At 71.5% G+C, this 10811-nt stretch carries 8 protein-coding genes, 1 tRNA gene and 2 pseudogenes; 5 read left to right on the top strand and 6 right to left on the bottom strand.

What is annotated here, in order from left to right:
- Window positions 1–652, top strand: a 652-nt coding sequence (locus G6R20_RS15165) for an HNH endonuclease signature motif containing protein (protein ID WP_163376848.1), incomplete at its 5' end; no start/stop codon positions are given.
- A gap of 5 nt (window positions 653–657) precedes the next feature.
- Here G6R20_RS15165 and G6R20_RS15160 read toward each other — a convergent pair.
- Window positions 658–903 (bottom strand): annotated as a pseudogene (locus G6R20_RS15160) (molybdenum cofactor biosynthesis protein MoaE); the annotation flags it as partial.
- A gap of 37 nt (window positions 904–940) precedes the next feature.
- Between G6R20_RS15160 and G6R20_RS19140 the strand changes: the two are divergent.
- Window positions 941–1042, top strand: a pseudogene (locus G6R20_RS19140) (deaminase); the annotation flags it as partial.
- 57 nt (window positions 1043–1099) lie between these two features.
- Here G6R20_RS19140 and G6R20_RS15155 read toward each other — a convergent pair.
- Window positions 1100–1172 (bottom strand) — tRNA-Asn (locus G6R20_RS15155).
- 81 nt (window positions 1173–1253) lie between these two features.
- Window positions 1254–3284 carry a DNA primase gene (dnaG, locus tag G6R20_RS15150; protein ID WP_163376847.1) on the bottom strand — a complete coding sequence of 677 codons (2031 nt, stop codon included), beginning with the start codon at window positions 3282–3284 and terminating at the stop codon, window positions 1254–1256.
- Window positions 3285–3352: 68 nt separating this feature from the next.
- On the opposite strand from dnaG, the gene G6R20_RS19045 reads away from it, so the two are divergent.
- Window positions 3353–5461: a TPM domain-containing protein gene (locus G6R20_RS19045; RefSeq protein ID WP_163376846.1), complete on the top strand. Its 2109-nt coding sequence runs from the start codon at window positions 3353–3355 to the stop codon at window positions 5459–5461.
- A gap of 4 nt (window positions 5462–5465) precedes the next feature.
- Complete coding sequence (locus G6R20_RS15140; protein WP_205475906.1) at window positions 5466–6806, top strand: serine hydrolase; 1341 nt, start codon at window positions 5466–5468, stop codon at window positions 6804–6806.
- Window positions 6807–6842: 36 nt separating this feature from the next.
- Here the strand turns inward: G6R20_RS15140 and G6R20_RS15135 are convergent, their stop codons facing one another.
- The 3 genes from G6R20_RS15135 to G6R20_RS15125 form a co-directional block, all read right to left on the bottom strand.
- Window positions 6843–8105: a deoxyguanosinetriphosphate triphosphohydrolase gene (locus G6R20_RS15135; protein WP_154830417.1), complete on the bottom strand. Its 1263-nt coding sequence runs from the start codon at window positions 8103–8105 to the stop codon at window positions 6843–6845.
- Between the two features lie 77 nt (window positions 8106–8182).
- Window positions 8183–8800 carry a YdcF family protein gene (locus tag G6R20_RS15130; protein ID WP_163376854.1) on the bottom strand — a complete coding sequence of 206 codons (618 nt, stop codon included), beginning with the start codon at window positions 8798–8800 and terminating at the stop codon, window positions 8183–8185.
- Between the two features lie 58 nt (window positions 8801–8858).
- The gene (locus G6R20_RS15125) at window positions 8859–10253 is read right to left on the bottom strand and encodes a glycine--tRNA ligase (protein WP_163376845.1); all 1395 of its coding nucleotides are present in this window, start codon (window positions 10251–10253) and stop codon (window positions 8859–8861) included.
- A 178-nt stretch (window positions 10254–10431) separates the two neighbouring features.
- Between G6R20_RS15125 and G6R20_RS15120 the strand changes: the two genes are divergently transcribed.
- On the top strand, window positions 10432–10809 hold the full coding sequence (locus tag G6R20_RS15120) for a metalloregulator ArsR/SmtB family transcription factor (protein ID WP_227022084.1): 378 nt from the start codon (window positions 10432–10434) through the stop codon (window positions 10807–10809).
- The last annotated feature ends 2 nt before the right edge of the window (window positions 10810–10811 follow it).

The raw sequence follows: 10811 nt of genomic DNA, 5'->3' as shown, positions 1-10811 counted from the left end.
CCCCCGGCCCACGCTGGGCAACGCCGCGCGGGCCGGTCAGCCGATCCGCATCAGCGTGATCGCCTCCGCGGCCCGGGGCCTGCCCAACCGTGTCGAGTTCGTCCACGGCACCTACAGCAGCGTCGAATGGCTCTGCACGGAACTGCTCGAGGGCGACGACGCGAGCGTGCGGTTCGAGCTCATCGACCCCGCCCCCGGCGTGCTCGACTCCCCCGAGCACGCCCTGCGCTACGTGATCACCCCGGCGATGGCCGAGCGCATCCGCATGCGCGACGGCACCTGCCGCCACCCGGGATGCTCGGTTCCCGCCGAGGCCTGTGACGTGGACCATGTGATCGCGTTCAACACGAAGGACCCCGAGCTCGGCGGGCCGACCACCGAGTGGAACCTCGTCTGCCTGTGCCGCAAACACCACCGGGAGAAGACGTTCGGGACCAACGCCTACCGGTCCGGGCCGTTGGGTGAACTCGTCATCATCACCGACACCGGACACGAACACCGCACCAGACCCAAGGGCCCCTTGGCCCGTGCCCGTGACGCCATCTGGGAACGCGAGTGGAACGCCTTCGCCGACCGCATCGTCGCCGACGACGGCACACTCATCAATCCGCCGGGTCAGGACAGGTACCGACCCCGCAGACGGCCGGCCTGACCAACTCAGCAGTCGCCGACGCCCACCCATTCGGAGACGCCGTCGGTGAAGCGCTGCCGTTTCCAGATGGGCACCCCGTGCTTGAGCCGCTCGATGAGCTCCGAACACGCCGCGAACGCCTCGGCCCGATGCGGAGCCACAGCGACCACCACCACCGCGACCTCGCCCACCGGCAGCACGCCCACGCGGTGGACGGCGGACACGCGGACCGTGCGCCCGGAATCGGCCGGCAAGGTGTGCTCGACCGCGACCTCGGCGCAGAGCCGGGCGAGAGTGTCCCGGGCCGTGGGGTGAGCGGAGTATGACCTCGAACTGCTCGAGAGCCGTACCCTCGACGGCCGGATCCAGGAGCTGATCTACCGGCCCACCCTGCACGCCCCACCCGGCTGACCACCCTGAAATGCAGACCAGGTCAGTGGCTCGGAAGCCACTGACCTGGTTGCTGAGCTCCCCCAATTGGACTCGAACCAATAACCCTTCGATTAACAGTCGAATGCTCTGCCAATTGAGCTATGGGGGATCACTGCTGGCGCCCGGCGGTGATGCCGGATACCGAGAACTCACCTTAGTGCGCCGCAGGCCGACGAACCAAATCGGCTGGTCAGGCGATATCCGGAGTAGCGCCGACCGCCTGGTTCAACAGGCCGCGCCGGTACTCCTCCAGAGCCACCAGATCACCGAACAACGCCGAGTAGCCCTCGGGATCCTCCGCGGGGCTCATCCTCTGCACCTTGGACTTGAGGTCCGCGATCTGGCCCGAGACCCACACCTCCTGCAGCCGCGCCAGCACGCCGGAGATGTAGCGGGGCAAGGCCTCTTCGGATACGCGCAGCGTCTCCACCGCGAGGCTCCCGAACAGTCGGCGCAGCCCGTCGTCGCCCAGCCCCTCGGAGACCTCCGAGACCCAGTTCGCGCCGCTCTTGCCGGCCGCGCACCCCCCGGCCGTCGACAGTGCCTGCGCGATCGTGGCGTAGGCCGGGTGGGTGTAGCACTCCTCCGGCAGCGAGTCGAAGAGTGGACCCGCCAGGCCCGGGTACTGCAGGGCCGCCTTCACGGCCTCCCGCTGCGGCCACAGCACCGGGTCCGCCGCGGCGGGGATGGGCACGCCTGACGGCACCTCCGGCGTCTGCGGAGCTTCGCGGCCGCCGGCCTCGTCGTCGTCGTATCCCCCACGGCCGCGACCCGCGCCGCCCCCACGCTCGGCGGTGTCCCACCCCGGTCGGGCTCCCCCACCCGGTCCACCGGGGGCACGCTTGCGCAACCCGGAACCCGACCCTGCCGACCGCGCGTGGCCCTTCTTGCGCGCCTCCTCGCGGACGCGACGCACCACCGTCGCCGGGTCGTCCCAGCCGACCCAGCCGGCGAGCTGGCGGGCGTACTCGTCACGCAGCGTCGAATCGCGGATGTCGGCCACCACCGGCACGGTGCGACGCAGGGCCTCCACGCGCCCCTCGGCGTGGTCGAGGTCGTAGTCCTCGAGCATCGAGCGGATCGCGAACTCGAACATCGGCACCCGCGCGGACACGAGATCCCGCACCGCGGCGTCGCCCTTGTTCTGACGCAGGTCGCACGGATCCGTCCCCGGCGGGGCCACCGCCACGAACGTCCGGCCGGAGAACTGCTGATCCCCCGAGAACGCCCGGAGCGCGGCCTTCTTGCCGGCTTCGTCGCCGTCGAAGGTGTAGATGATCTCGCCGCGGAAGTAGTTGTCGTCCAGCATCAGGCGCCGCAGCGTGGACAGGTGGTCCTCGCCGAACGCGGTGCCACACGCGGCCACCGCCGTCGTGACGCCGGCCGCGTGCATGGCCATGACGTCGGTGTACCCCTCGACCACGACCGCGCGACGCTGCGAGGCGATCTCCCGCTTGGACAGGTCCAGACCGAACAACACCTGGGACTTCTTGTAGAGCATCGTCTCGGGGGTGTTCATGTACTTGCCCAGGGTGTCGTCCTCGAACAGCTTGCGCGCGCCGAACCCGATCACCTCGCCCCCGAGGTTGCGGATGGGCCACAACAACCGGCGGTGGAAACGGTCGATGAGGGTGCCGCGCGAGCTCGTCTTGGACAGCCCGGCCGCCTCCAGCTCCTTGGGCTCGAACCCCTGGCGCATGAGGTGCTTGCTCATGGTGTCCCAGCCGGCGGGCGCGTACCCACAGCCGAAGTGCTGGGCCTGGGCCATGTCGAACCCGCGGTCGGTGAGGAAGGTGCGCGCCGTCTCCGCCTCCGGATCCTGCGCCAGGCGCTCGGCGTAGAACTTCTGCGCGGCCGCGTTCGCCTGCGCCAGCCGGGACCGCGTGCCGCGATCGCGCTGGATGACCTGACCGCCACCCTCGTAGGAGATGCGGTAGCCCAGCCGGTCGGCCAGCTGCTCCACCGCCTCCACGAAGCTGATGTGCTCCATCTTCATGAGGAACGCGAAGACGTCGCCGCCCTCACCCGTGGAGAAACAGTGGAAGTAGCCGTGCTGCGGACGCACGTGGAACGAGGGGGTCTTCTCGTCCTTGAACGGGGACAGCCCCTTGAGCGAGTCCGCGCCACCTGGTTTGAGCGCGACGTACTCGCCGACGATCTCCTCGATACGGGTGCGTTCGCGGATCGCGGCGATGTCCTGCTCCGGAATCCGCCCTGCCATGACGCCCAGAGTAGCCGCCTCCGGCGAGGACCGGCGTGCCCCCTGTTCGGGGCCGATACGCTGGGGCCATGATCGCCGCCCAACTCCCGCCCGCCGCCGCCCGGCGACCCCGTTCCCGGTTCAGCCAGGCCCCGGTGACAGCGCTCGCGACGGTGGTCGCGTTCCTGGCCTGCGCGCTGGTGTGGGCCGCCCCCGGCGCCTCCGCCGAGCCCCCGTCGAACCTGCAGCAGCAGCTCACCGACTCCGCGGGGGTCCTCGGCGGCGACACCCCCGAGGTGGAGAGCAGACTGGCCGAACTGCGCTCGACCGATCAGATCCAGCTGTGGGTGACGTTCGTCGACACCCTCGACGGCATCCCGGTCGAGCAGTGGACGCAGCAGACCCGGGAACTTTCCGACCTGGGCGCGTCCGACGCACTGCTCGTGGTGGCCGTGGACGAGGGCAGGTACTGGTTCGAGTTCGACGACCCCGAGGCCTCGCCCACTGCCGATCAGCTGACCGCGCAAGAGATCGCCGACCGCGACATCGAACCGCGCCTCGCCGCCGGCGACTGGGCCGGCGCCGTCACCGGCGCGGCCGACGGGCTCGAACGCCAGGGCTCCGGCTCGGAGATCTCGCCGTTCGCCATCCTGGCCATCATCGTGGTGATCATCGCCGTCGTCGCGGCCGTGGTCCTGTTCGCCCGCCGGCGCCGCGCCACGCGGACGGCCAGGCAGGCCGAGGACGCCCGCGACATCCCCGGCGACGACACCGCCCGGATGTCGGCCCTGCCTGTGGAGGTGCTCGACGCGCGCGCCCGCTCCGGGTTGGCCGATGCCGACCAGTCGGTGGACGCCTCCACGGACGCCCTCGAGACCGCCGCAGGCGAGTTCGGCGAGCTGCGTACCCGGCCGTTCCGCTCCGCGCTCGACTCGGCAGGGGCCGAGGTCGCCGCCGCGCACGCACTCGTCCAGCGGCTCGACGACGACATCCCCGAGACGCCCGACCAGCGCAAGGCCATGCTGCTCGAGGTGGCCGCCCGCGCCGAACGCGCCGAACGCGGCCTCGAGGGACAGGCCACGGCCTTCGCTGAGATGCGCGACCTGCTCATCAACGGCGCCGCCTCCGTCGACACGCTCACCCGCCGCGCGGTCTCCCTGCGCGCCCGGCTCCCCGAGGCCGAGAAGACCATGGCGGACCTGCGCGAGCGGTTCCCGTCGGCCGTGCTCTCCTCCATCTCCGACAACCTCTCGCTGGCCGGGGAGCTGCTCGACGCCGCGGAAGGCGAGACCGTCCGCGCCCGCGCGGCACTGGCCCGGCCGGTGGGTGAGCAGGGCGAGGCCGTGGACGCCATCACCTCCGCCGAAGGCGAGCTGTCCCGGGCCGAGAAGCTGGTCAACGGCGTCGAACACGCGGCCGACGACATCGCGACCGCGCGCCGCGACCTCGACCCGCTGATCGAGGAGGTCGAGGAGGAACTGACCATGGCCTCGCGGCTGCTGGCGTCGACCGACGTCAGTGACACCTCCAGCCAGACCCTCACGCAGGTGGCCGCCGCGGCGCGCGAGGCGGTCGACGCGGCCCGCCGCGACGGTCAGACCGATCCGCTGGGGACCTTCTCCCACCTCATCGACGTGGACCGCGACCTCGACGAGGCCCTGGCCGCCGCCGGGCACGAGGCCGAGGCCGCCAACCGCGCCCGTGCCGCCCGCCGGGCCGCGATCACCCGCGCCGCGGGGGCGGTCCGCGAGGCCGACGACTTCATCGGCAGCCGCTCGTACGTGATCGGCCAGGCCGCCCGCACGCGCCTCGCGGCCGCGAAGAGCTCGCTGGCGACCGCCGAGGGCACGGTCGGCCCGGCCGCGTTCCCTGCCGCCGAGCGCGCGCTCAACCTCGCCCGCGAGGCGCTCCGTCTCGCGCAGAGCGACGCCTCCCGGCCCCAGTACTCCGGCGGCTACGGCGGGTACGGCGGCCGGGGCGGCCCGTACGGACGCGGCGGACGGCGCGGGTCCAACACCGGCGCGATGGTCGGCGGCATGGTCGCCGGCGCGCTCATCCAGGGGATGCTCCGCGGCGGCGGTGGCGGTTTCGGATCCGCCCGCGGCTTCGGCGGCGGCGGCCTCGGTGGCGGATTCGGCGGTGGCTTCGGAGGCGGTGGCGGCGGCTTCGGCGGTGGCGGCGCGGGCGGGCGGTTCTGACCCCATGACACGTCGTCGGAAAGTTCTCATCGCGGTGGTCGCGGTGGTCGCGCTCCTCGTCGCAGCCGTGGTCGCGGTGGGCGTCTGGTACCGGCCGATGCTGCTCACCGGCACCGGGTACGCCGCCCACAACGCCTGCGCCCTACACTACCTCGTGGGCCGCGAGGACTACGACACCGACCTCCCGCCCAATCCGCTGGTCCCCGTCATGCGGACGTCGGTCGACGAGGAGGCCGGGACCGCGACCGCCTCGGTGCTGGGGGTGGGCTTCCGGCAAACCGCCCACGTCTCCGAGCACGGCTGTGCCCTCGGTGACCGCGCGGCGGGATCGCAGGGCAGTGAGCCGCCCCCGCCGCTGCGCGGGGATGGCCCTCAGGGCATCCGCCTGGCAGAGGCGTCCGACGCACCGGACGAGGTCTCGTCGGCACTGGATGAGGCCGCGGCGCAGGAGGGGACGCGGGGCCTCGTCGTCGTCCGACGCGGCGAGATCCTCGGCGAGCGGTACGCCGACGGTTTCGGTCCCGACACCCGCCAGCTCGGCTGGTCCATGGCCAAGAGCGTGGCCTCCACGCTCGTCGGGCGCGCGCAGGTCGAGTTCCCCGACGCCGACCTCGACCCCGCCACCACCGGCCTGCGCCCCGAGTGGACCGACGGACGGTCGCAGATCTCGCTGGACCACCTGCTGCGCATGACCTCCGGCCTCGACTGGGACGAGGAGTACGACTTGGGCACGCCCATCACCCGGATGCTCTTCCTCGAACCCGACATGGCCGCCTTCGCCGCCTCACAGCCGGCCGCCCACGCCCCCGGCGAGTTCCGCCAGTACTCGTCCGGCACGAGCAACATCGTCTGCGACCTGCTGCACCAACGCACCGGGCTGGGGCCGGAGATGGCCGAGGAACTGCTCTTCCGCCCGCTCGGGATGCGCAGCGCCGTCCTCGAGGCCGACGCCTCCGGCGGATCGGTGTGTAGTTCGTACCTGTGGGCGAGCCCGCGCGACTGGGCGCGGTTCGGTCAGTTCGTGCTCGACGACGGCGAGGTGGACGGACAGCGGCTGCTGCCCGCGGGGTGGATGGACTACGCGACGACCGGGGTCCCGGCGGGCGGCGAGCCCGAACCGTACGGCGCCCAGTGGTGGCTCAACACGGCCGGTGACGGGACCCCGCTCCGGTTCGCGGACCTGCCGACCGACGCGTTCTGGGCCTCCGGGCACGACGGGCAGTACGTCGTGGTGGTCCCCTCGGCCGATCTCGTGGTGGTCCGCACCGGCTTCTCCCCCGGCTCGACCCTCGACGCGGTGGGCGTGGACCAGCTGGTCGGCGAGGTCGTGCGCGCGGTCGGCTGACGGGGGCCGGCGGTCGCGGGGGTGGGGGCGGGCGGCTCAGCCCCAGGCGGCCTGGATGCCGGCGCTCGCCCGGTCGACCCGCTCGAGCCGGCTCTCGGTGTACAGGGCGATCTGGTCGACGATCACCCGCATCCGCGCGGCGTCGTCCGGGGCCGAATCCCACAGCGGGCGGAGGACCGGGTCGAGGCCCGCGGGCGCGGACTGGGCGAGGAACTCCGCCACCCGATGGATCCGGTCCCGCTGGCGGTCCTGCCTGAGGCGGTGCCCGGGGTCGCTCATGACGTAGCGCACCGCCATCGTCTTGAGCATCACCACCTCGGCCTCGACCTCCACCGGCACCTCGAGATCCGCGCTGTAGCGCCCGTGCGGCCTGGCCCCGTGCACCTCGCGGGTGGCGTGGATGGCGGGCATGACGAACCGGCCCACCAGCTCACTGGTCAGGGCCTTGAGCGCCACGAACCCGGTGAAGCTCTCGGAGAACGGCTGCACGGCGCGGACCACCTCGAGCGCACCGAGACGCCCGGCGGCCTGCTCCAGCTGATCGGCGTCCGGACCGCGGAACTCCTCCGCGCCCAGTTCCGCGAGCGCGGCGACCTCCGACCGGTCGGACAGCGAGCGCAGGTCCAGCCGGCCGGCGACGATCGCGTCCTCGACATCGTGGACCGAATAGGCGACGTCGTCGGAGAAGTCCATGATCTGGGCCTCGAGGCACCGGGTGTCCCCGGGAGCGCCCTGCCGGATCCACGCGAGGGTGTCCGCGTCATCGGCGTAGGCGCCGAACTTCCGCGTCCCCTCCCTCGGCAGCCACGGGTACTTGGTGGCGGCGTCCAGCGCGGCGCGGGTGAGGTTCAACCCGACCCCACGGCCGGAGGCGTCGACGACCTTGGGCTCGAGCCGCGACAGGATCCGCACGGTCTGCGCGTTGCCCTCGTAACCGCCGAAGCCACGCGCGACCTCGTCCAGCGCCCGCTCGCCGTTGTGGCCGTAGGGCGGGTGCCCGATGTCGTGGCTCAGTCCCGCCAGGTCCGCCAGGTCCGGGTCGCTCCCCAGCCCGGCCGCGATACTGCGGGAGATCTGGGCGACCTCGAGCGAATGGGTGAGGCGGGTCCGCGGGGTGTCGCCGTCCCCGGGGCCGACCACCTGGGTCTTGTCGGCGAGTCGGCGCAATGCGGCCGAATGCAGGACGCGGGCGCGGTCCCGGTCGAACGGGCTGCGTTCGCTCGCCTTCCCGCGGGCGCGGCCGGAACCCTCGTCGACCCGGCGCTCGGCGTCCGCGGCGTCGTACGCGTATCCCGTCATCCACTTCTCCTCCGGGCGTCACCGCCCCGTCATCCCTGCGGCAGGCCGCATCCGCACGCGCCACCCGCCCCGGCGGTTCAGTCCGGGAAGTCCACACTGCTCCCGGCGAACCGGTGGTACTGGTACCAGAGCACCGCGCCCGTCTCCCGGATGATCCCCATGATCTGGTTCTCCCGGGTCCACACCGCCGGCCCGTGGCGGGTCGGCGAGGTCCACGCGTCCAGCCCCGCGTCCCGCGCCATCATGCGCGAGCGATACGAGTGCGTGGGGTCGCTGACCAGCACCACCGACTGCCCACCCTGGTCGCGCACGGTCTGGGCCACGGCGTCCAGACTGCCCTCGGTGTTGGTCCCGGTCTCCACCGCCAGGATCACCTCCGGGGGCACGCCGAGGCGGGTCAGATAGGCCCGCCCCGACCCGGCCTCCGTGTAGAGGTCACCCGGCTGGCTACCACCGACCGTGATGACCTGCGGCGCGACCCCCTCCTCGAAGAGCAGGGCCGCGTGCTCCAGCCGGGCCTGGAACACGGGGGTGGGGATGCCGTTGTACTGCGCCGCGCCCAGCACCACGATCGCGTCGGCCGGAGATCGATCGTCGACACGCGCCACGGACCACACCCGGAACGAGATGAATCCGGGTATGACCAGGCACAACAGCAGTGCGATGGCCAGGAGCCAGCCGACGGCCCTGGACACCGCACGGAGCGGGGACCCGGTTGTTCTACTCACCCGACCAGTGTGCCAGGGGAGTCCGTCAGCACCCGATCAGGCGCTGCGCGAGGTACCCCTCGACCTGGTCGATCGCCACGCGCTCCTGCGCCATGGTGTCTCGCTCACGGATGGTCACGGCCTGGTCCTCGAGGGTGTCGAAGTCCACCGTGATGCAGAACGGGGTGCCGATCTCGTCGTGGCGGCGGTAGCGGCGGCCGATGGCCTGGGCGTCGTCGAAGTCGACGTTCCAGTTCTTGCGCAGCTGGGCCGCCAGATCACGGGCCTTGGGCGACAGGTCCGCGTTGCGCGACAGCGGCAGCACCGCGGCCTTGACCGGCGCGAGCCGGCGGTCGAGCTTGAGCACCGTCCGGGTGTCCACCCCGCCCTTGGCGTTGGGCGCCTCGTCCTCCGTGTAGGCGTCCACGAGGAACGCCATGAGCGAGCGGGTCAGGCCGAAGCTCGGCTCGATGACGTAGGGGATGTACTTCTCGCCCGAGGCCTGATCGAAGTACTGCAGGTCCTCACCGGAGTGGGTCTGGTGCTGCGTGAGGTCGTAGTCCGTGCGGTTGGCGACACCCATGAGTTCGCCCCACTCGTTGCCGGAGAACCCGAACTTGTACTCGAAGTCGATCGTGCCCGCCGAGTAGTGGGCGCGCTCGTCCTCCGGGACGTCGAAGCGACGCAGGTTCTGCGGGTCGATCCCCAGGTCCACGAACCAGTCCCAGCAGTCCTCGACCCACGTCGTGAAGTGCTCGTCCGCCTCCTCGGGCTTGACGAAGTACTCGATCTCCATCTGCTCGAACTCGCGGGTGCGGAAGATGAAGTTGCCGGGGGTGATCTCGTTGCGGAACGCCTTACCGATCTGGCCGATACCGAACGGCGGCTTGCGACGCGCGGTGGTCATGACGTTCTTGTAGTTGATGAAGATGCCCTGCGCGGTCTCCGGACGCAGGTAGTGCAGGCCGGTCTCGTTGTCCACGGGGCCGAGGAAGGTCTTCATCAGGCCCGAGAACAGCTGGGGCTCGGTCCACTGGCCCTTGTTCCCGCAGTTGGGGCAGGCGATCTCCGACATCGGGGCCTCGGACGGATGATCCAGCTTTTTCTTGGCGGCGTACGCCTCCTGGAGATGGTCCTGACGCAGCCGGGTGTGGCAGGACCTGCACTCGACCAGGGGGTCGGTGAACGTCTCGACGTGGCCGGAGGCCTGCCACACCTGGCGGGGCAGGATGATCGACGAGTCCAGGCCCACCACGTCGTCCCGGCCGGTGACGAAGGTGCGCCACCACTGCTTCTTGATGTTGTCCTTGAGCTCCACACCCAGGGGGCCGTAGTCCCACGCCGAGCGCGTACCGCCGTAGATCTCGCCACATTGGTACACCAGTCCTCGGCGCTTGCAGAGGTTGACGACGGTGTCGATGACGGAAGCTGAGGCTGCCACGTCGGGGGTTCTCCCTTGGTGAGTCGGTTGGCGGAGGCGTCGGGTGGACCACCTCGGCGCGGGCCGGCGCCCGGGCACTTTCACCAGGGTATCCGGTCGGCCCCCCGGGTCTGGGATACTGGGGTCCCCTACCCGATACGACGCCGGCGGCGACCGAGCCCGGGAGCGAGCCCGGAAGGTGGAGACGATGCACAGCGGACCCCGATCGACCGGATCCGACCCGGTCACGGACGTCCACGACGCCGACCACCGGGCCTCCCCGGTCCCCCTGCCTCCCGAGCGGGTGGTGTCCGCGGCCGGAGAACTGCTCCGGGCCCTGTCCGCCCCGCTGCGTATCGCGATCGTGCTGCAGCTACGGGACGGTCCCCGGTGCGTGCACGAGTTGGTCGACGCACTCGGCGTCACCCAGCCGCTGGTCAGTCAGCACCTGCGCATCCTCAAGTCCTCCGGCGTGGTCTCCTCCCACCGGCAGGGTCGGGAGATGCGCTACGAACTATTGGACGAGCATCTGCTCGACATCGTCGAGGCGGCCGTCGGGCACGCCGGGGAGCAGTAGAT

The organism is Dietzia sp. Alg238-R159 (assembly GCF_900537145.1).
GTDB classification, from domain to species: Bacteria; Actinomycetota; Actinomycetes; order Mycobacteriales; family Mycobacteriaceae; genus Dietzia; species Dietzia kunjamensis.
The sequence above is the reverse complement of the archived record's forward strand: the minus strand, read 5'-3'. Positions and strand labels throughout refer to the sequence as shown.

Excerpts from the sequence above, each read along its gene's own strand:
- dnaG (WP_163376847.1), bottom strand. The coding sequence starts at position 3,284 with ATGGCAGGGCGGATTCCGGAGCAGGACATCGCCGCGATCCGCGAACGC.
- G6R20_RS19045 (WP_163376846.1), top strand. The coding sequence starts at position 3,353 with ATGATCGCCGCCCAACTCCCGCCCGCCGCCGCCCGGCGACCCCGTTCC.
- G6R20_RS15140 (WP_205475906.1), top strand. The coding sequence starts at position 5,466 with ATGACACGTCGTCGGAAAGTTCTCATCGCGGTGGTCGCGGTGGTCGCG.
- G6R20_RS15135 (WP_154830417.1), bottom strand. The coding sequence starts at position 8,105 with ATGACGGGATACGCGTACGACGCCGCGGACGCCGAGCGCCGGGTCGAC.